The 19,648-nt window shown below is 71.2% G+C and carries 22 protein-coding genes; 11 read left to right on the top strand and 11 right to left on the bottom strand.

Features of this window, described 5'->3' with window-relative positions:
* The first annotated feature begins 101 nt into the window (after positions 1-101).
* The 7 genes from GA0115233_RS04005 (at position 102) to GA0115233_RS03975 (ending at position 5,770) form a co-directional block, all read left to right on the top strand.
* Positions 102-356, top strand: a complete 255-nt coding sequence (locus tag GA0115233_RS04005) for a thiamine-binding protein (protein ID WP_093718661.1) — start codon at positions 102-104, stop codon at positions 354-356.
* Entirely contained in the window at positions 353-712 is a 360-nt protein-coding gene (locus tag GA0115233_RS04000) for a helix-turn-helix domain-containing protein (RefSeq protein WP_093718660.1), read from the top strand. Before GA0115233_RS04005 ends, GA0115233_RS04000 begins: the two co-directional genes overlap by 4 nt.
* A 119-nt stretch (positions 713-831) precedes the next feature.
* On the top strand, positions 832-1,341 hold the full coding sequence (uraD, locus tag GA0115233_RS03995) for a 2-oxo-4-hydroxy-4-carboxy-5-ureidoimidazoline decarboxylase (RefSeq protein WP_093718659.1): 510 nt from the start codon (positions 832-834) through the stop codon (positions 1,339-1,341).
* A gap of 4 nt (positions 1,342-1,345) precedes the next feature.
* Positions 1,346-1,741, top strand: coding sequence for a hydroxyisourate hydrolase (gene uraH, locus GA0115233_RS03990; RefSeq protein ID WP_093718658.1), 396 nt, complete (start codon positions 1,346-1,348; stop codon positions 1,739-1,741).
* A gap of 4 nt (positions 1,742-1,745) precedes the next feature.
* Entirely contained in the window at positions 1,746-2,669 is a 924-nt protein-coding gene (gene pucL, locus GA0115233_RS03985) for a factor-independent urate hydroxylase (protein WP_093718657.1), read from the top strand.
* Between the two features lie 120 nt (positions 2,670-2,789).
* Positions 2,790-4,169: an 8-oxoguanine deaminase gene (locus GA0115233_RS03980; RefSeq protein ID WP_093718656.1), complete on the top strand. Its 1,380-nt coding sequence runs from the start codon at positions 2,790-2,792 to the stop codon at positions 4,167-4,169.
* Between the two features lie 212 nt (positions 4,170-4,381).
* Positions 4,382-5,770, top strand: coding sequence for a nucleobase:cation symporter-2 family protein (locus GA0115233_RS03975; protein ID WP_093718655.1), 1,389 nt, complete (start codon positions 4,382-4,384; stop codon positions 5,768-5,770).
* Here the strand turns inward: GA0115233_RS03975 and GA0115233_RS03970 are convergent.
* From GA0115233_RS03970 to GA0115233_RS03945, 6 genes are all read right to left on the bottom strand, one after another.
* Complete coding sequence (locus tag GA0115233_RS03970) at positions 5,733-6,338, bottom strand: 3'-5' exonuclease (protein WP_093718654.1); 606 nt, start codon at positions 6,336-6,338, stop codon at positions 5,733-5,735. The two genes, GA0115233_RS03975 and GA0115233_RS03970, sit on opposite strands and share 38 nt — an antisense overlap.
* Positions 6,339-6,403: 65 nt before the next feature.
* The gene (locus GA0115233_RS03965; RefSeq protein ID WP_093718653.1) at positions 6,404-6,826 is read right to left on the bottom strand and encodes an acyl-CoA thioesterase; all 423 of its coding nucleotides are present in this window, start codon (positions 6,824-6,826) and stop codon (positions 6,404-6,406) included.
* 63 nt (positions 6,827-6,889) lie between these two features.
* Positions 6,890-7,522, bottom strand: a complete 633-nt coding sequence (locus tag GA0115233_RS03960; RefSeq protein WP_093718652.1) for a hypothetical protein — start codon at positions 7,520-7,522, stop codon at positions 6,890-6,892.
* Positions 7,523-7,570: 48 nt separating this feature from the next.
* Positions 7,571-8,170, bottom strand: coding sequence for a histidine phosphatase family protein (locus GA0115233_RS03955; RefSeq protein ID WP_093718651.1), 600 nt, complete (start codon positions 8,168-8,170; stop codon positions 7,571-7,573).
* A gap of 30 nt (positions 8,171-8,200) precedes the next feature.
* Positions 8,201-8,737, bottom strand: a complete 537-nt coding sequence (locus GA0115233_RS03950; RefSeq protein WP_093718650.1) for an HAD domain-containing protein — start codon at positions 8,735-8,737, stop codon at positions 8,201-8,203.
* Positions 8,738-8,822: 85 nt separating this feature from the next.
* Complete coding sequence (locus GA0115233_RS03945) at positions 8,823-10,031, bottom strand: pyridoxal phosphate-dependent aminotransferase (protein ID WP_093718649.1); 1,209 nt, start codon at positions 10,029-10,031, stop codon at positions 8,823-8,825.
* Between the two features lie 81 nt (positions 10,032-10,112).
* On the opposite strand from GA0115233_RS03945, the gene GA0115233_RS03940 reads away from it, so the two are divergent.
* Positions 10,113-10,739, top strand: a complete 627-nt coding sequence (locus tag GA0115233_RS03940) for a winged helix-turn-helix transcriptional regulator (protein ID WP_093718648.1) — start codon at positions 10,113-10,115, stop codon at positions 10,737-10,739.
* Between the two features lie 84 nt (positions 10,740-10,823).
* On the opposite strand, the gene GA0115233_RS03935 is transcribed toward GA0115233_RS03940, so the two are convergent.
* From GA0115233_RS03935 to GA0115233_RS03925, 3 genes are read right to left on the bottom strand one after another with little or no spacing between them, the layout of a single operon-like run.
* Entirely contained in the window at positions 10,824-11,591 is a 768-nt protein-coding gene (locus tag GA0115233_RS03935; RefSeq protein ID WP_093718647.1) for a hypothetical protein, read from the bottom strand.
* Entirely contained in the window at positions 11,591-12,850 is a 1,260-nt protein-coding gene (locus tag GA0115233_RS03930; RefSeq protein ID WP_093718646.1) for a VWA domain-containing protein, read from the bottom strand. The genes GA0115233_RS03935 and GA0115233_RS03930 overlap by 1 nt, the downstream gene beginning before the upstream one ends.
* Before the next feature lie 45 nt (positions 12,851-12,895).
* The gene (locus tag GA0115233_RS03925) at positions 12,896-14,392 is read right to left on the bottom strand and encodes an IucA/IucC family protein (protein WP_093718645.1); all 1,497 of its coding nucleotides are present in this window, start codon (positions 14,390-14,392) and stop codon (positions 12,896-12,898) included.
* Between the two features lie 111 nt (positions 14,393-14,503).
* Here GA0115233_RS03925 and GA0115233_RS03920 point away from each other — a divergent pair, with 111 nt between their 5' ends.
* From GA0115233_RS03920 to GA0115233_RS03910, 3 genes are read left to right on the top strand one after another with little or no spacing between them, the layout of a single operon-like run.
* Entirely contained in the window at positions 14,504-15,994 is a 1,491-nt protein-coding gene (locus GA0115233_RS03920) for an IucA/IucC family protein (RefSeq protein WP_176711640.1), read from the top strand.
* 14 nt (positions 15,995-16,008) lie between these two features.
* Complete coding sequence (locus tag GA0115233_RS03915) at positions 16,009-16,923, top strand: HipA family kinase (RefSeq protein ID WP_093718643.1); 915 nt, start codon at positions 16,009-16,011, stop codon at positions 16,921-16,923.
* Entirely contained in the window at positions 16,920-17,198 is a 279-nt protein-coding gene (locus GA0115233_RS03910; protein WP_093718642.1) for a SelT/SelW/SelH family protein, read from the top strand. The genes GA0115233_RS03915 and GA0115233_RS03910 overlap by 4 nt, the downstream gene beginning before the upstream one ends.
* Before the next feature lie 11 nt (positions 17,199-17,209).
* Here the strand turns inward: GA0115233_RS03910 and aceB are convergent, their stop codons facing one another.
* Together aceB and GA0115233_RS03900 are read right to left on the bottom strand one after the other, a co-directional pair.
* Positions 17,210-18,832: a malate synthase A gene (aceB, locus tag GA0115233_RS03905; RefSeq protein WP_093718641.1), complete on the bottom strand. Its 1,623-nt coding sequence runs from the start codon at positions 18,830-18,832 to the stop codon at positions 17,210-17,212.
* Between the two features lie 183 nt (positions 18,833-19,015).
* On the bottom strand, positions 19,016-19,615 hold the full coding sequence (locus GA0115233_RS03900; RefSeq protein WP_093718640.1) for a nucleotidyltransferase family protein: 600 nt from the start codon (positions 19,613-19,615) through the stop codon (positions 19,016-19,018).
* Positions 19,616-19,648 lie beyond the last annotated feature (33 nt).

Genomic DNA, 19,648 nt, shown 5'->3' with positions numbered 1-19,648 from the left:
ATTGCGGAAGTTAGTTTCTGCGTACTGGAAGATTGCAGGCCGGTGTCCGGGCTTGTCAAGAGGGCTCGGCGTAATGGGGTGGCGCGCGTTAGGTTGAGCGCGTGCGACTGAGAGTGGAATTCACGACCGAGCCCTTCGACCTCGACGAGGCGCCCGCGCACGCGGTCGTCGCCCGCCGGGTGATCGAGTCGGCCGAGCTGGACGCGGTGGACGTCGGCCCGTTCGGGAACACGGCGGAGGGCAGCGCCGACGCCGTGCTCACGGCCGTGGACGCGCTGCTGCGGCAGACCCTGGAGTCCGGCGCCACCCGTGTCTCCCTCCAGGTCAACGTGGTCGACGAGGAGGGTGGGCGATGAACGACGAGCCCTTCATCACGGCCGTGAAACCGCTGGTCGACGCCATGGGCGGGGAGATGCTCCCGCCGGACGAGGCGGGCCCGGACGACGTCGTGCTCTCCTGGGAGGGCGCCGACGTGGTCGCCGTACGGCTGCCGCAGCTCGCGGACTCCCTGGACCACATCCTGGCCGCCATGGAGCGCAAGAAGGGCAAGCCCCTCGCCGACCTCGACCGCAAGGCCAAGCAGGAGGTCGTACGGATACTTGAGGCGCGCGGCGCCTTCTCCGTACGGCACGGCGTGGAGACCGTGGCCGGTGCCCTCGGCGTCAGCCGGTTCACCGTCTACAACTACCTGAACCGGGAGAAGGAGGGCTGAGGCGCACTCGGGGGCCGCCGGGTTTTGTCACCCGGAATTTTCAACAAAGTGTTGACTGGGGTGTCGCGCAGGGCGTTAGCTATCGGCAGCCCGTTCAGCACAAGGCCACGGAGGCTCCCGTGACGTCCACATCCACGCCGGGCCTGATCCGGTTCAACGCCCTGGAGCAGCAAGAGGCCCTCGCCGAACTGCACGAGGCGTGCGCCTCCCGGACCTGGGCCGAGCGGCTGCTCGCCGCCCGCCCGTACGCCTCCGCCGAGGAGCTCTACGCCGCCAGCGACGCCGCCATGGCCGAACTGACCGCGGCGGACCTGCAGGAGGCGATGGCCGGCCACCCGCCGATCGGCCGCCCCAAGCCCGGCGACCCCACCTCGGCCCGCGAGCAGCGCGGCATGGCCGGCGCCTCCGAGGAGCTCAAGGCCGAGATGCTCGAACTCAACCTGGCCTACCAGGAGAAGTTCGGCCATGTCTTCCTCATCTGCGCCACCGGGCGCACCGGGGAGCAGATGCGCGACGCGGTCAAGGAACGGATCGGCAACGCGCCGGAGCAGGAACGCGAGATCGTCCGCACCGAGCTGGGCAAGATCAATCGCATCCGCCTGGCCCGGCTCGTCGAAGAGGAAGCCTGACCCCATGAGCACCAGCACCACCGCCTCCGTGTCCACCCACATTCTGGACACCTCCGTCGGCCGCCCCGCCGAGGGCGTCGCCGTCCGGTTGGCCGCCCGCGCCGGGCGTGACGCCGACTGGCAGGCGCTCGGCGGCTCCGCGACCGACGCGGACGGCCGGTGCAAGGACCTCCCCGCCCTGCCGGAGGGGACCACCCATGTACGGCTCGACTTCGCGGTGGAGCCGTACTTCGAGAAGAAGCAAGCCGATGCGCAGCAGGACGCCCCCGCGAATCGGGACAGCGGAAGCGCGGTGTTCTTCCCGGAGGTGGCGATCACGTTCGCCGTCGTGCCGGGCGAGCACTACCACGTACCGCTGCTGCTCAACCCGTTCGGCTACTCCGTATACCGAGGGAGCTAGCTAGATGCCCACCATTCTGGGACAGAACCAGTACGGCAAGGCCGAGAACCGAGTCGTCAAGATCACGCGGGACGGCGCCACCCACCACATCAAGGACCTCAATGTGTCCGTCGCCCTCAGCGGCGACATGGACGAGGTCCACTACTCCGGCTCCAACGCCCATGTCCTGCCGACCGACACCACCAAGAACACGGTGTACGCGTTCGCCAAGGAGTACGGCATCGAGTCGGCCGAGCAGTTCGGCATCCACCTCGCCCGCCACTTCGTCACCAGCCAGGAGCCGATCCACCGGGCCCGTATCCGCATCGAGGAGTACGCCTGGGAGCGGATCGAGACCTCCGACGCCAACTCCAGGTTCATCGGCGCCGACGAGGTCAAGCACTCCTTCGTCCGCAAGGGCCAGGAGACCCGCCTCACCCAGATCACCTTCGACGGGGAGAACTGGGAGGTGATCTCGGGCCTGAAGGACCTGGTCGTGATGAACTCGACCAACTCCGAGTTCTGGGGCTACGTCAAGGACAAGTACACCACCCTCAAGGAGGCGTACGACCGCATCCTCGCCACCCAGGTGGCGAGCCGCTGGCGGTTCAACTGGACCGACGACGAGCAGAAGATGCCCAACTGGGAGAAGTCCTACGAGCAGGTGAAGAAGCACATGCTCCAGGCCTTCGCCGAGACCTACTCGCTCTCCCTGCAGCAGACGCTGTACCAGATGGGCGCGCGCATCATCAACAACCGCAGCGAGATCGACGAGGTCCGCTTCTCGCTCCCGAACAAGCACCACTTCCTGGTGGACCTGGAGCCGTTCGGGCTGAAGAACGACAACGAGGTCTACTTCGCCGCCGACCGCCCCTACGGCCTGATCGAGGCCACCGTCCTGCGGGACGGCTGCGAGGCGCGGATCCCGGTGGATCTGACCAACCTGTAGGCAGTTGTAGCCCTCAACTCCATCTCGGCACCCGCGGCCGGGTCGTACGGAACCCGGCCGCGGCACTCAAATCTCCAGGGTCCTGCCGTGCCCTCTCCACAAAAGCGCAAAGGACGAACCATGGCAGCAGACCAGCGCATCGTCATCGAGAACTGTGCGATCGCCACCGTCGACGCCAACGACACCGAATACGCCTCCGGTTACGTCGTCATCAACGGCAACCGCATCGAGTCGCTCGGCGCCGGCCGGGCACCCGAGGGCCTGGAGAACGTCGTACGGCGCATCGACGCCACCGGCCATCTCGTGACCCCCGGTCTGGTCAACACCCACCACCACTTCTACCAGTGGATCACCCGGGGCCTGGCCACCGACCACAACCTCTTCAACTGGCTGGTCGCCCTCTACCCGACCTGGGCCCGTATCGACGAGGAGATGACCTACTCGGCGGCCCAGGGCTCGCTCGCCATGATGGCCCGCGGCGGCGTCACCACCGCCATGGACCACCACTACGTCTTCCCGCACGGCTCCGGCGACCTGTCCGGCTCCATCATCCGCGCCGCCCGCGAAATGGGCGTCCGCTTCACCCTCGCCCGCGGCTCGATGGACCGCAGCGAGAAGGACGGCGGACTGCCCCCGGACTTCGCCGTGGAGACCCTGGAGGGCGCCCTCGCCGCCACCGAGGCCACCGTCGAGGAGCACCACGACGCCTCCTTCGACGCCATGACCCAGGTCGCCGTCGCCCCCTGCTCGCCCTTCTCCGTCTCCACCGAACTGCTCAAGCAGGGAGCCGAGTTGGCCCGCCGCCTCGGGGTGCGGCTGCACACCCACGGCTCGGAGACCGTGGAGGAGGAGAAGTTCTGCCACGAACTGTTCGGCATGGGCCCGACCGACTACTTCGAGTCCACCGGCTGGCTCGGTGAGGACGTGTGGATGGCGCACTGCGTCCACATGAACGACTCCGACATCGCCGCCTTCGCCCGTACGAAGACCGGTGTCGCCCACTGCCCCTCCTCCAACGCCCGCCTCGCCGCCGGTATCGCCCGCGTGCCCGACATGCTCGCCGCCGGAGTCCCGGTCGGCCTCGGTGTGGACGGCACCGCCTCCAACGAGTCCGGCGAACTCCACACCGAGCTGCGCAACGCCCTGCTCATCAACCGCCTCGGCGCCCACCGCGAGGCCGCCCTCAACGCCCGCCAGGCGCTGCGCCTCGGTACGCACGGCGGCGCCCAGGTCCTCGGCCGCGCCGCCGAGATCGGCTCGCTGGAGCCCGGCAAGCTCGCCGACCTGGTGCTCTGGAAGATGGACACCCTGGCCCACGCCTCCATCGCCGACCCGGTCACCGCGCTGGTCTTCGGGGCGGCGGCCCCGGTCACCGCGTCCTTCGTGAACGGCCGGCAGATCGTGGCCGACAACCGGCTGCTCACCGTCGACGAGGACGCCGTCGCCCGCTCCACCCGGGAGCAGGCGCAGCGGCTGGCGCGGATCGCCGCGCAGGGATGAGCAGGTGAAGACCCCCGGCTGAGAGGGACGGCTCTCGGCCGGTGGCCGTGGACCCCAGCGGGGTCCATGGCGGCCGTGTCCGGGGCGCGCATGGACGTGCGCGCCCCGGAACGGTCACCGTCCCCTCTGTACCGGTCCCGCACGACCGCGCACCACCTCCTTGAAACCCACGTCAGAGCCGACGTGCTGTCAACCGACCGGAGGAGCCGCCCGTGTCCGCCCACCCCGTCGACGAGAAACTCCCCGCCCTGAGAATGGCGACCACCGGCCTGCAGCACGTGGCCGCCATGTACGCGGGCGTCGTCGCCCCACCCCTGATCGTCGGCGCGGCCATCGGCCTTTCCGGCACCGAACTGACCTTCCTCACCGGCGCCTGCCTCTTCACGGCGGGCCTCGCGACCTTCCTCCAGACCCTCGGCATCTGGAAGATCGGTGCCCGGCTCCCCTTCGTCAACGGCGTCACCTTCGCCGGTGTCGCCCCCATGACCGCCGTCGTCGCCGCCACGGACGACAAGTCCGACGCGCTGCCGATCATCTTCGGGGCGGTCATCGTCGCCGGACTGCTGGGCTTCATAGCGGCCCCGTTCTTCAGCAAGATGGTCCGCTTCTTCCCGCCCGTGGTCACCGGCACGGTCATCACCCTGATCGGTGTCTCCCTGCTCCCGGTCGCCTTCGGCTGGGCCCAGGGCCCCAACCCCGCGGCGGACGACTACGGTTCGAGCACCTACCTGACTCTGGCCGCGGTGACGCTGCTGCTGGTCCTGCTGCTGCGCCGGTTCACCCGCGGGTTCGTCAAGCAGATCGCCGTCCTGCTCGGCCTGGTCGGCGGCACCCTGATCGCCGTCCCGTTCGGTGTCACCGACTTCGGCCCGGTCACGGACGCGGCTGTGGTCGGCTTCCCGACACCGTTCCACTTCGGTGCCCCGCAGTTCCAGATCGCCGCGATCGTCTCCATGTGCGTGGTGATGGTGGTCTCGATGACGGAGTCCACCGCCGACATGCTCGCCCTGGGCGAGATCGTCGACCGCCCCGCCGACGAGAAGACCATTGCGGCCGGACTGCGCGCCGACACCCTGGGCTCGGCCCTCAGCCCCGTCTTCAACGGCTTCATGTGCAGCGCCTTCGCCCAGAACATCGGCCTGGTCGCGATGACGAGGATCCGCAGCCGCTACGTCGTCGCCGCGGGCGGCGGCTTCCTGGTGCTGATGGGCCTGTGCCCGATGGCCGCCTCGCTGATCGCGGTCGTACCGCGCCCGGTGCTCGGCGGCGCGGGCGTGGTGCTGTTCGGCTCGGTCGCGGCCAGCGGCATCCAGACCCTGGTCCGCGCCGGACTGGAGAAGGACAACAACGTCCTCATCGTCGCCGTCTCCCTCGCGATCGGCATCATCCCGATCTCCGCGCCGGAGTTCTACCACGCCTTCCCGGAGACCGCCCGGATCGTCCTGGACTCCGGTATCTCCACCGGCTGTGTGGTGGCGGTCGTACTGAACCTGGTCTTCAACCACCTGGGCAGGCAGCGCGACGCGCAGGACGTGACGCACCCCATGGAGGCGGGGGAGGAGCTCAGCGGCTCTCCCCACCCCGCCCCGGCCACGCCATGAGGTTCGCGAACAGCTCCGCCTGCTCGATCGCGTCGTCCAGGGCGTGATGCGTGTGCCGGCGCCGCGACAGCAGCTCGCGCGGCATCGTGCCCTTGGCGACGGCCCGCAGCGGCAGGTGTGCCTTGGTGGCGTAGAGGGTCTTCATGTCCAGGCACCCCGAGTGCCCGAAGGGACTCGAACCGGCGAACCGGATCAGGTACCAGTAGAGAAACGTCCAGTCGTACGAGGCCGGGTACCCGCACATCACGGGCTGCGCGCCCTCGGACACGTCCCGCACCCACCGGCTGAACTGCGCCATCGCGAGCGCCGGATCGTACCCCTCCGTGCCGAGGCGCTCCCGGTCGAGACCGCTGACCGCGAGCGCCTCCGGCACGAAGTCGTCGCGGATGGGCCTCAGTTCCCGGTAGAAGGTCCGCGCCTCGGGATCGGCCGCCACGAACCCGTCCGCGTCCTGCGTCCCGGCGACCGCCGCGCCGATGCTGAGCATGGAGTACGGCCCTGGGATCGGGCCGTCGGCCTCGATGTCCACGGAGATGTACAGGCTGGGTTTTACACGTCGTGGCGCCATGGGCGGTCAGCCTCGCAGGTCGAGGAGGCCGGCCGCACACGGTTTTCGGGGTGCCGGAGCGTGGCTCAGAGTCCGAACAGGGCCGGTTCGGCGGCCAGTTCCTTGAAGTAGGCGCGCGGGTCGGCGAGCAGTTTGCGGGCCGTGAGGTCCATCAGACCGCCGACCGCCGTGATCTCGGCGGCCACCGTGCCGTCGGTCTTGCGGATGGTCTGCTCGATGCGGAAGGTCTTGCCCTCACCCCAGAGGAACGCGCAGGTCACCTCGGTCTCGTCCCCGGCGAGCAGCTCACGCCGGTAGCGGACGGTCGTCTCCAGGGCGACCGGTCCGACACCCTTGGCCTGCAGCGCGGACTGGGTGATCCCGGCCGCGTGCAGCAGGGACCAGCGGGCGTGCTCCGCGTACTGCAGGTACACGGCCTGGTTGAGGTGTCCCTGGACGTCCGTCTCGTAGCCACGGACGGTCACCGGAACGGAAAACGGCTCGGTCACGACTTCCCTTTCCCCTGCCTTGCTGCTCGGGTCTCTCGAACGCCTGATCCTGACACGTGGCCTCTACATCCGTCTGGGCGAGGCCAGCAGATAGCGCTCGCGGGACCGGGGCTCGGTGTGCTCGCCGACCTGCCAGCCCGCCTTCTCCAGTGTCACCGCGCAGGCGTGCAGCTCCTCCCCGCCCGGCCCGTGCACGGCCACCGCCTCGGGCTGCGGGGTCGCGCGCACCCGGTAGCCGTCACCGTCCGGACCGGCGGGCGGATGCCCGGCCGCCTCCAGGGCCAGCGCCGCCGCCTGCACCAGATGCGAGCGCTCCCAGCCGCACGGCCGGTCCGTGGCCCCGTCCGCGTTGGTCATCCGGCGCAGCTCCAGCAGCCCCTCCCAGGCACTGCGCACCTCGCGCAGGCGGGCCGGACCGGCCGGGGGCGGCTCCTCCTCGCCGCCGGTGCGCGCCGTGAACACCCCGGCCGTCGCGGCGGCGGGCTCCGGCGCGGCCTGAGGCTCCTCGCCCGCCGACTCCCGTATGCGATGACCTGCCGGAGTCAGGAAGTGGGCGTGCGGCGGCCGCGGATGACGGAACGCGAGCCCGCGTCTGACCAGCGCCGCGAGCTGCGCCTCCGTACCGCTCAGCCGCCCGGTGACCGGGTCGGCGGCGTCGATCACACGCCGCTGCGCGGCGGTCGGCGGTCTGGTCACGGCGTGCTCCCTCCCACGGTGCGGCGACACTCGTGCCTGTTTCGAAGGCTACGGCGAGGGTCTGACATTCCACCCCGCGATCACCGGCCGCCCGTGCTCGGTGCTCAGCCGGCACACGGTCCCGGTGGCGAGCTGGAACAGCGCCCCGTCCGAGGGCGGCAGCCCCAGCCGCCGTGCCGTGAGGACGCGCAGGAAGTGCCCGTGCGCCACCAGCACCACCACGCCCTCGGTGTTGGCGTGCGCCGCGTCCACCTCGGCCAGCACCCGGTCCGCCCGCCTGCCGACCTCCTCCACGCTCTCCCCGGGGTGCTCGGGCGGCCCCGGCGCGACCCCGTCCGTGAACAGGAACCAGCCGGGCCGCTCACGCTGGATCTCGACCGTGGTGACGCCCTCGTAGGCGCCGTAGTCCCACTCCCGCAGGTCCGGCTCGATCCGCATCGAGGTCAGCCCGATCAGCTCGGCGGTCTCCCGGGCCCGTTGCAGCGGGCTGACGAAGGCCGCCCCGATCCGGTGCGAGCGGATCAGCGGCACCAGCCGCCGCGCCTCCTCCCGCCCGTGCTCGGTCAGCGGAACGTCCGTCGTCCCGGTGTGCCGCCCCGACCGCGACCACTCGGTCTCCCCGTGCCGCACCAGCAGAAGATCACTCATGCCTCACAGGCTAGGTGTCGGCGGACGATGTCACGACAGCTCGCGGGCCCACTGCTCCAGCCGCGCGAACTCCGGCTCCCCGAGCCCCCGGCGCGGGTCTATCCGCAGCAGCAGGGCGGGACCGGCGTGGGACTCCTCCACGTGCCGCACGTCCAGGTCGGTCACCATGTCGTCCACCCAGACGAACGGCCGTCCCGCGGCCCAGGCCACCACCTGGCGGGTCTTCCAGTACAGGCCCTCGGGGTCCGGGACGAACAGGTCCGTGAACTCGATGACGGGCAGGTCGTCGGGGAGCCCGATCACCGGGGCGACGTACTCGTTGGCCTCGTGCATCCAGGTGGTCGCCCAGGTCAGTTCGTAGGGCAGGGACTGGAGCCGTGCCCCGTGGCCCGGGTGCAGGCGCACCCGCAGGCCCCGGCGCAGCCGCCGGGAGCCCGGGGGCTGGCGGGTCGCCCAGCTCGGTGGGTGGACCCTGCGGGTGACGTAGCCGCGGTGGCGGGCGAAGACGGCCCGGAAGGGGTTCAGGGGGCCGTCGACATCAAGGAGGAGCAGCGGGCGGTCGCTCATGGCCGACGATTTACCCGCGCGCCACCGCCGGTATCCGCTACTGGCGGTACCCGCTACTGGCGGTACCCGCTACTGGCGGTACCCGCTACTGGCGGTACCCGCTCAGGAAGCGTCCGATCCGGCCGATCGCGGCCTCCAGGTCGTCGGCGTGCGGGAGGGTGAGGATGCGGAAGTGGTCCGGGGTGGGCCAGTTGAAGCCGGTGCCCTGGACGACCTGGATCTTCTCGCGCAGCAGCAGGTCCAGCACGAACTTCTCGTCGTCGTGGATCCTGTGCACCTTGGGGTCGAGGCGTGGGAAGGCGTACAGCGAGCCCTTGGGCTTCACGCACGACACCCCGGGGATCTCGTTCAGCTTCTCCCAGGCCACGTCCCGCTGCTGACGCAGCCGCCCACCGGGAGCCGTCAGCTCCTGGATGGACTGCCGCCCGCCGAGCGCGGCCTGGATGGCGTACTGCGCGGGCGCGTTGGCGCACAGCCGCATGGAGGCCAGCATGGTCAGGCCCTCCAGGTAGTTGCGGGCGTGCTGCTTGGGCCCGGTGACGACCAGCCAGCCCGAGCGGAAGCCCGCCACCCGGTACGTCTTGGACAGGCCGCAGAAGGTCAGCACGACCAGGTCGGGGGCGAGGGCGGCGGCCGAGTGGTGGACGGCGTCGTCGTAGAGGATCTGGTCGTAGATCTCGTCCGCGAAGACCATCAGGCCGTGGCGGCGGGCGAGGTCGAGGATGCCCTCGATGACCTCCTTGGGGTAGACCGCACCGGTGGGGTTGTTGGGGTTGATGATGACCACGGCCTTGGTGCGGTCCGTGATCTTCGCGGCCATGTCGTCCAGATCCGGGTACCAGTCGGCCTGTTCGTCGCAGAGGTAGTGCACGGGCTTGCCGCCCGCGAGCGTGGTGACGGCCGTCCAGAGGGGGAAGTCGGGGGCCGGGATGAGGATTTCGTCGCCGTCCTCCACCAGCGCGGTCACCGCCATGGAGATCAGCTCGGAGATGCCGTTGCCGAGGAAGACGTCGTCGACGTCCACTTCAAGACCCAGGTTCTGGTAGCGCCCGGCGACGGCCCGGCGCGCGGAGAGGACGCCCTTGGAGTCGGTGTAGCCGTGTGCCTGGGGCAGCATCCGGATCATGTCCTGGAGGATCTCCTCCGGCGCCTCGAAGCCGAAGAGCGCGGGGTTGCCGGTGTTCAGGCGCAGCACGCTGTGGCCCGCCTTCTCCAGCGCGTCGGCGTGTTCGATCACCGGGCCGCGGATCTCGTAGCAGACATCGCTGAGCTTGTTCGACTGCCGGAACTCCATGCGCCCCTCCAGGATCTGGTGTTGCTTGGTTTTACCAAGTGGGTGCTTGGAAAGTCCAATGACATGTCTAGACTGCGTGCCATGTCACCACGCCGAAGCTACGACCAGTACTGTTCCGCTGCCCGCGCGCTCGACGTCGTGGGCGACCGCTGGACCCTGCTGATCGTCCGGGAACTGCTGGCCGGACCGCGCCGCTACACCGACCTGCACGCGGACCTGCCCGGCGTGAGCACCGACGTACTGGCCTCCCGGCTGAAGGACATGGAACGCGACGGCCTGACCACCCGGCGCCGCCTGCCCCCGCCCGGCGCCGCCTACGTGTACGAACTCACCCCGCGCGGGCGTCAGTTGCTGCCCGTCCTCCAGACGCTGGGGGAGTGGGGGCGCGCGGAGCTGGGTGAGCGCAGGCCGACGGACGCGGTGCGCGCCCACTGGTTCGCGCTGCCGCTGCTGAGGGAGCTGGAGGGGGAGGGGCTGGTCGAAGTCGCCCTGGAGGAGGGACGGTTCCATGTGTACGCCGGCGCCGAGGACGGTCCGGTGTACGGCGACGGCCCCGCCCCGGCCGAACCCGACGCCAGGCTCGCCCTCGACACCGCCACCTGTACGGCCGTGGCGCGCGGCGAGTTGAGCGTGCCCGACGCGGTGCGCGACGGCCGGATCACCGTGACCGGCGACGGCACGCTCGCCAAGGCACTGCGCGAGGGATAGACGCCGATGGGCCCGCCGCACCGGAGTGCGACGGGCCCATCCATAGAAGGCGTCAGGCCCTGGTGGGCTGTCCGGAACCGCGCGTCAGGCCCTGGTGGGCCGCCCAGAACCACGCGTCAGCGCGTACCCGCCGATGCCCGCCAGTGCCGCCAGGAGGCCGCCCACCGCGGTCCACACCCAGCGGTCGGACCACCAGCCCGAGGACCAGCCGTCGTCCGGGTCGATGCTCGACAGCACCGCCGAATCCTCGTCCTCCGCCTCGGACTTCACCGCCACACCCGGCACCAGCGGCTCGCCCAGCGAACCGTCCACGGCCGCCGCGCCGCCGATGTCCTTGGAGTCCACCCGCACCGAGGCGTCCACCGGCAGGCCCAGGTCGCCGGTGGACAGGTTCGTCACCGTCAGGCGGATGTAGTAGGTGCCGGGCAGCGGGTCGTTGGCCCACGGCTCCGACCAGGACCGCACCGTGCGCAGCACACAGGCCACTTCCACCGAGGGGGCGTCCGCCGCCGCGGTGCGCGTCTGCGCGCCGTACTGGCAGGACTGGCGGCGCCGCAGCCCGTCGTACACATCGACCTGCCAGGTCTGCGCGGCATGCGTCTCGGGCAGTTTCACCGTCGCCTTCACGGTGGGCCGCTGACCGGTGTCCGCCGGGAAGGACCAGTACAGGTAGTCACCCGCCGACCCGGACGCGGTGGCGTCCTGGCCCTGCTCGATCTCCGTCGCCGTACGGAAGGAGGTGCCCGCCTCGGTGGGCGCGCCGTCCTTCGGCTCCTCGTCCTCCGCCAGCGCGGGGGCGGCGGCCAGGCCCAGCATCAGCAGGGCGGCGGTCAGCGTACGTGTGATCCGCATCAGTTGGTCCTCCAGACCGAGACGCGCCAGCGCGACAGCCAGCCCCAGACGAGCCCGGCGAGGAAGCCGGTCAGGATCAGCACGCCCAGCAGCCACCAGCCGCGCCCGAGGCCGAAGGAGGCCACGTCGTCGGAGTCGGACGGGCCGTCGACCACGTCCACGGTCAGCTCCAGCGGCAGACCCGGCGTGGTCTTCACGCCGGAGGCCGCCGAGAAGGAGTGCGTGACCTGGAGGCACACGGTCTCGGTCGGGTCGTCCTCGCGGTCAGCCTTCGGGTAGCGCACGCCCGTGGAGACGGTGTCGGTACGGCCGTTGCCCGCCGCCTCACCGCGCACGATCTCGCGCCCGTGCACCGTCACCGCCCGCAGCAGCACCCCGTAGGAGGGGTTCACCGCCCGGTCCGCGCCCACGCTCACCGAGGCGCGCAGCTCCTGCCCGGGCTCCACGTCCACCCGGTACCAGCGCTGCTTCCCGAACTCCTCGCGGTCGGTGTACAGACCGGACTTCAGGGTGGGGGCGTCGGGGCAGCGGTCCGCGCCCTCGGCGGGCACCGGGGTGACCACCGGGTCGGCCGCGCGGTCCACCAACTGGTTGACGCGGTCGCGCAGTTCGTCGGTGTGCTCCACCGAGGTGTACGTGCCGCCGGTGGCCTCCGCGATACAGCTGAGCTGCTGGCGCAGCTTGGTGTTCGGGACCAGGCCGAGGGTGTCGATGGTCAGCCCGATGCCCTTGGCGGCTATCTCCCTGGCCACCTCGCATGGGTCGAGCGGGGCGCAGGTGTCCTCGCCGTCGCTGATCAGCACGATGCGCTTGGAGCCGTCGCCGCCGTCGAGGTCGTCGGCGGCCTGCAGCAGCGCGGGGCCGATCGGGGTCCAGCCGGTGGGCGTGAGCGTCGCCACCGCCGCCTTGGCCTCGGTGCGGTCCAGCGGGCCGACCGGGTAGAGCTGCGCGGTGTCCTTGCAGCCCGTCTTGCGGTTGTCGCCCGGGTAGTTGGCGCCGAGCGTACGGATGCCCAGCTCCACCTCCTCGGGGGTGGCATCCAGCACCTCGTTGAACGCCTGCTTCGCGGCGGCCATCCGGGACTGGCCGTCGATGTCCTTGGCCCGCATCGAGCCGCTGACGTCGAGGACGAGGTTCACCTTCGGCGCGTCCTCGCCGGTGGGTTCGCCGGCCGCCGCCCCGGCCGGGAACGCCAGCCCCGCCGTCAGCGCGGCGAGGAGGGCACAGGCCCCCGACGCCAGCCGTGTTCTTGTGATCATCGGCGGATCCTATTGATCCGGAGCGGCGTGCTCCAAAACGGCCCCTCATCTCAAGGGGTTGGGCAGCAGCGTCCACTGGTCCCCGGGCGTCCGCGGCGACAGCCGCATCAGCGTCAACGCCTTGGTGGGCAGCGGTTCTTCGCACAGGGCCGCGAGATCGGCGGTGCGCGGCAGATCCGGTACGGCACGCTCCAGGGCCGCGCCGAGGGCCGCCGCCGAGCCGGCGGTGCCCGCGAGGGCGCCCGCCACCAGGGAGCCGAACAGCTTGCGGCGCAGGGTCGTTACGTCGTCGGTGACGATGCGTCCGGTCAGCTCGGGCACGGCGATGCCGTGCCGGGCCAGCCGGGCCGGGCTGATCCGGACGTCGGCGAGGTCGCGGTAGACCAGTCGCACCGGGGCGCTGTCGGCGTCCAGCACGACCAGCAGGTTCTGCCCGTGCGCCTCCAGCGCCACCCCCAGCTCCAGCAGCCGCAGCCCGACCGTCAGGGCGAGCCGGGCGAACGCGGCCGTCCAGCCTTCGCGGGCGGGGAGTCCGGTGGTGGCGAGCGCGGCCACCGGCACCACCCGCTCGCCCGCACCCGCGTACTCCTGCGGCGACTCGCGCAGCACGGCGGCCAGATCGGGGGAGTCGGCGGTGGCCGCGCCCAGGGTGCGGGTGAAGTGCAGCAGCCCGTCGGTCCGTTCGGCCAAGGACTCCGCGAACGCGGACAGGGTCGCCGACAGCGCGATGGAGTACCCGGAGATGTCCCGCACCGACGAGGTCAGCCGGGCGCTCAGCGCGGTCTTCACATGCGGCCCGTCCGGCAGCGCCAGCGTGCGCAGCGACATCAGCGGACGCGCGCCCGCGATCGACCGCTCGCAGGGCCGCTTGAGCACATGCGCCGCCTGCCAGGGATGCACCGGGATCAACAGGTGCTCCCCATCGCGCAGTTCGTCCGGCCAGACCCCGGACAGCAGACACTCCTCCGCGGGTACCGGCCACAGCCCCAGCTCCACCACCGGCCGGTGCTCGGGACCGTAGGCGAGCTGCTCGGCCACCGAGAACCCGGGCCGGGAACGGCAGTTGGGGTGGTACGGATGCCCGTCGACCACCCTTTGCTCCCACTCCCAGTCGTGCACCGGCCACTCTTTCGAGGGACCCGGCCGACCGGCCCTCGACAGCGCCAACGAGGCCACGCTGTGCGCGAGTTCACCCACGAAGGGCGTACCCCGGGCTGCGCCCAGATCGGTCATCAACAGCGCCGGATCGTCGTACCCCGTCTCCTCCAGCCGCACCTCGGTGACGTACGCGGCGGTGGCGTACGGGTCCGCACTCGGCCCGGCGAGCCGGCGGCCGTCGGAAAGGCGCAGGACGAGGCCGTCCCCGCTGCTCTCCCGGGCCGTCACCCACGGCAGCGGCTCATGGGCCAGCGCCCGCCACAGCCGGGTCAGAACGGCCGCGCGGGCGCCCGGAAGCTCGGTCGTGTAACGGGGGACCAGGGCCGGTCGGATGTCGGCCAACTCGGCCGCCACCTCGGCCTCGGCGGTGGGGGGACGGTGCACAGGCGGGCTCCTCGGGTACGAGTAGGGCGGCAGATCGGGCGGTGACTTGCAGACATACTGATCTTCACCGCCCGAACGGACCGTAGAGAACGAGTGAAGCGCGTGACACTCATGCCCCCGCCCGCCGACGCCGACGCAGCCGCCCGGCGCGCCGACGTCGCGGACCGCGCCGACGCCCTCGCGGCGGTGCCCCTGCTCAACTGCCTGCTGCGGGAGGTGGCCGAGCCGATCGCCGGGACCGGGGAGCCGTACGCGCACCGCCTGCCCAGCGGCAGACTGCTGCGGGTACGCGGCGCGCGCCGCCCGGCCGCGCCCGAAGTACGGGTGGGTGACCGCTGGCTCCCCGTGCGCCACGCCGACCTGGTGAAACTCGTCGCCGAGGAACTGCGCCGCCACACCGGCCGGGACAATCACGAACTGCCCGCCGAGATGGTCGACAGCCGGGACGCGGTCGCCGCGCTGCTCACCGCCCGGGCCGCGGCGACCCCGCCCGCCGACCCGTACCTGCGCTCCGAGCAGTCCCTGGTGACCGGGCACCCGCACCACCCGGCGCCCAAGGCGCGCGGCGGCGCACCGGCCGCCGCCTGGCTGCCGTACGCGCCCGAGGCGTACGCCCGCTTCCCGCTGGCGCTGCTCGGGCTGCGCGAGGACGCGATGGTGGAGGAGGGCGACACCGGCGCCCTGGACGCCCTCGGCGCGGCCCCGCCCGGCTACCGGCTGCTGCCCGCCCACCCCTGGCAGCTCGACCTGCTGGACCTCCGCCCTGCCTTCACCGACGGCCGGTTGATCCACCTGGGCACCACGGGCTTCGACGCCTGGCCCACGGCCGCGATCCGCACCGTCTACGCCTCCGACCGGGACCTGTTCCTGAAGTTCAGCCTGGACGTGCGCATCACCAACGACATCCGCCGCCTGTGGCGTCACGACCTGCTGAAGCTGCGCCGCACCGACGAGGCCGTGTGCCGCGCCTTCGCCACGGGCCCCGGCGCCTGGCTCAGCGACCGCGGCTACCGCACCGCCGACTTCGCCTTCGAGGAACTGGCGGTCCTGGTCCGCGACGGATTCCACGACCGCGTCCGCCCCGGCGCGACCCCGCTGCTCGCGGCCGCCCTGGCGGAGGGTTTCCCGGGCAGTCCTCTGGACAGCACCGAAACCCCGGAGGCGTGGTGGGAGGCGTATCTGGCTGCCGTCGTCCCCCCGGTCCTCACCGCCTTCGCGGACCACGGCGTGGTCCTCGAAGCCCATGTCCAGAACACCCTGGTCGCCTTCGACGCCTCCGGCCTGCCCGTCCAGGCCCTGTTCCGCGACGCCGAGGGCGTGAAGCTCCTGACCGACGTGGACCGCGCGGCGGGCTGGGAGCGCCTGGTCTACTGCCTCCTGGTCAACCACCTCTGGGAGGTGGGCGCCGCCCTGTCCGAACGCCACGCCGGGCTGAACCCCTGGCCGGCCGTGCGCCGGGCCCTCGCCGCCCACGACCTCCCCGAGATCCCCACCCTCCTCACCACCCCCACCCTCCCGGGCAAGACCAACCTCCTCCTGCGCTGGACGGAGGCGGACGGGGCGTCCGCCCGCTATAAGCAACTGCCCAACCCGCTGTGCTGATCTAGGCTGGCCGTGTGCTGCGCCAAGTCAATGCCGTCCGATACGTCACCCCCCTGAGGTCGGGCGGCTCCGTGCCCGCGGTCGTCGAGGCGGACGACCTGGGGACCTACGTCGTGAAGTTCACGGGCTCGGCGCAGGGGCGCAAGGCGCTGGTCGCCGAGGTGATCGTGGGGGAGCTGGCGCGGGCGCTCGGGCTGCGCTTCCCCGAACTGGTGCTCGTGGACTTCGACCCGGCGATCGCGGACGGCGAGCCGCACCAGGAGGTGCGGGAGCTGCACAGCGCCAGCGCGGGGATCAACCTCGGCATGGACTACCTGCCGGGCGCGAAGGACTTCACGCCGGAGATCGCCCGGCACCTCACCGTCGATCCGCTGGAGGCGGGGCGGATCGTGTGGCTGGACGCCCTCACCGTCAACGTCGACCGCACGGTGCACAGCTCCAACCTGATGGTCTGGCCGACCTTCGGCACCGCGCCCCCGCGCCTGTGGCTGATCGACCACGGCGCCGCCCTGGTCTTCCACCACCGCTGGGACACCTCCGACCCCGCGAAGGCGTACGACTTCCGCCACCACGCCCTCGGCCACTCCGCCCCGGACACCCGCGCCGCCGACGCCGAACTGGCGCCGAAGGTCACCGAGGAACTGCTGCGGGAGATCACCGCCGAGGTGCCGGACGCCTGGCTGCTGGACGAGCCCGGCTTCGCCACCGCCGAGCAGGCCCGCGAGGCGTACGTGGGCTATCTGCACGCGCGCGTGCGGGCCTCGGCGTCCTGGCTGCCCTCCGACTTCCCCACCCGGGAGGAGATCGCCGCCGAGGACGCCCGTCGCGCGGCACGCACACAGCAGGGCCGTCCGGACTGGCTCAAGCGGGTCCCCGACCTGCACGGCAAGCCGACGGCGGAACAGGATTGGTCGGTGCACCTGGGATGAGTCATGTGGTCCGGATCGAGTACTGCACCCAGTGCCGCTGGCTGCCCCGCGCGGCCTGGCTGGCGCAGGAGCTGCTCACCACCTTCGAGACGGAGCTGTCCGAACTGGCCCTGAAGCCGGGAACCGGCGGTGTCTTCGTCGTCAGCGTCGACGACGAGGTGGTCTGGGACCGGCGTGAGCAAGGGTTCCCGGAGCCCACGGCGGTCAAGCAGGCCGTACGCGACCGAGTGGCCCCGGGGAAGTCCCTGGGCCACTCGGAGAAGTCCGCGACCTGACGCGCGGCGCGTCAGCCCTTGAGCTGTTCGTACGCGGGCAGGGTCAGGAAGTCCGCGTAGTCCTCGTCCAGCGCCACCTCCAGCAGCAGGTCGTGCGCCTGCTGCCAGTGGCCCGCCGCGAAGGCCTCGTCGCCGAGTTCGGCCCGGATGTTCACCAGTTCCTCGGCGGCGACCTTGCGGGCCAGCTCGGGGGTGGCCTTCTCGCCGTTCTCGAACTCGACGCCCGCGTTGATCCACTGCCAGATCTGCGAGCGGGAGATCTCGGCGGTGGCCGCGTCCTCCATCAGGTTGAAGATGGCGACCGCGCCCAGCCCGCGCAGCCAGGCCTCGATGTAACGGATGCCCACCTGCACGGCGTTGACCAGCCCCGCGTACGTCGGCTTGGCGTCGAGGGAGTCGACGGCGATCAGGTCCTCGGCCTTGACGTGGACGTCCTCGCGCAGCCGGTCCTTCTGGTTGGGCTTGTCACCGAGCACCTTGTCGAAGGACTCCATGGCGATCGGCACCAGGTCCGGGTGGGCGACCCAGGAGCCGTCGAAACCGTCGTTGGCCTCGCGGTCCTTGTCGGCCTTGACCTTCTCGAAGGCGACCTTGTTGACCTCCTCGTCCCGGCGGGACGGGATGAACGCGGCCATACCGCCGATGGCGTGCGCGCCGCGCTTGTGGCAGGTGCGGACGAGCAGTTCGGTGTACGCGCGCATGAACGGGGCGGTCATGGTGACCGCGTTGCGGTCCGGCAGCACGAACTTCGGTCCGCCGTCACGGAAGTTCTTGACGATGGAGAACAGGTAGTCCCAGCGGCCCGCGTTCAACCCGGAGGCGTGGTCGCGCAGTTCGTAGAGGATCTCCTCCATCTCGTACGCGGCCGTGATGGTCTCGATGAGGACGGTGGCGCGGACGGTGCCCTGCGGGATGCCGACGTAGTCCTGCGCGAAGACGAACACGTCGTTCCAGAGGCGGGCCTCCAGGTGCGACTCGGTCTTCGGCAGGTAGAAGTACGGGCCCTTGCCGAGGTCCAGCAGGCGCTGGGCGTTGTGGAAGAAGTACAGCCCGAAGTCGACGAAGGCGCCGGGCACCTTCTGGCCGTCGACCTCGATGTGCCGCTCGTTGAGGTGCCAGCCGCGCGGGCGCATCACGACCGTGGCCAGCTCCTCCGGGGCCTTCAGGGCGTAGGACTTGCCGGACCTGGGGTCGGTGAAGTCGATGTTCCGGGTGTAGGCGTCGATCAGGTTGAGCTGACCGAGGACGACGTTCTCCCAGGTCGGTGCGGAGGCGTCCTCGAAGTCCGCGAGCCAGACCCTGGCGCCCGAGTTGAGGGCGTTGATGGTCATCTTGCGGTCGGTGGGGCCGGTGATCTCGACCCGGCGGTCCAGGAGGGCGGGCGGGCACTCGGCGACGCGCCAGGAGTCGTCCGCGCGGATCGCGGCCGTCTCGGGGAGGAAGTCGAGGGCGGAGGTGCGGGCGATCTCGGCGCGGCGCTCGGCCCGGCGGGCGAGGAGTTCATCACGGCGGGGCGTGAACCGACGGTGCAGCTCGGCCACGAAGGCCAGGGCCGCGTCGGTGAGGACCTCCTCCTGCCGGGGCAGGGGCTCGGCGTCGACGATGGCCAGCGGGGACGGCGCTGGTGCGGACATGAGCTGTCACTTCCTTCAGCGGTGGCACCGGGTGCCAGCGGCACGCAGGGGTCGAGGAGCGCCCTCTGTGCGGTCGGGTGCTTCTGAGCAGTGGATAGTAGTTTCCTTATCGTGGAACTTCAATGGTTTGTTGATGTCGAGATTCTCCGGGTCGAGGCAAGGTGTCGCCCAGTGCCACCCCGCTCACTCAAGGTGGACCAGGTCCGCCTCGGTGTCGATGTCGTACGGCCGGGCCACGTCCCCGCACTCCACGAGCCGCACCGCGGACGCGTGCTCCTTCAGGTACCCACGCGCCCCTTGATCCCCGGTCGCGGTCTCGGCGATCCCCGCCCAGTGCGCGGCCCCGAACAGCACCGGATGCCCCCGTACGCCGTCGTAGGCGGCCGAGACCAGCGCCGACTCCCCGTCGTACGCGCCCAGCACCCGGGCCACCGCCTCCGCCCCGATCCCCGGCTGGTCGACGAGCGACACCAGCGCGGCCCGCACCCCAGTCCCGGCCAGCGAACCGAGCCCCGCCCGCAGCGAGGTCCCCATCCCCTGCTCCCACTCCGGGTTGTCCACCAGTACGCAGTCGTCGAGCCGCGCCCGCTCCCGTACGGCGGCGGCGCTCGCCCCCAGCACCACATGGACCCGCGTACAACCCGCCGCGCGCAGCACTCCGACCGCGTGTTCGACGAGTGGATGTCCGTGATGTTCGAGCAGGGCTTTGGGGCGCCCGCCCAGACGCCGGCCCCCGCCCGCGGCGAGGATCAGCCCGGCGACCTGCTGTTCGTTGTCCGTCATGTCTCCTGCATACCGGTACACCGCGAACAAGGC

The sequence above is a fragment of the Streptomyces sp. DI166 genome, assembly GCF_900091315.1.
GTDB classification, from domain to species: Bacteria; Actinomycetota; Actinomycetes; order Streptomycetales; family Streptomycetaceae; genus Streptomyces; species Streptomyces fuscus.
This window is presented reverse-complemented; position numbering and strand designations above follow the sequence as displayed.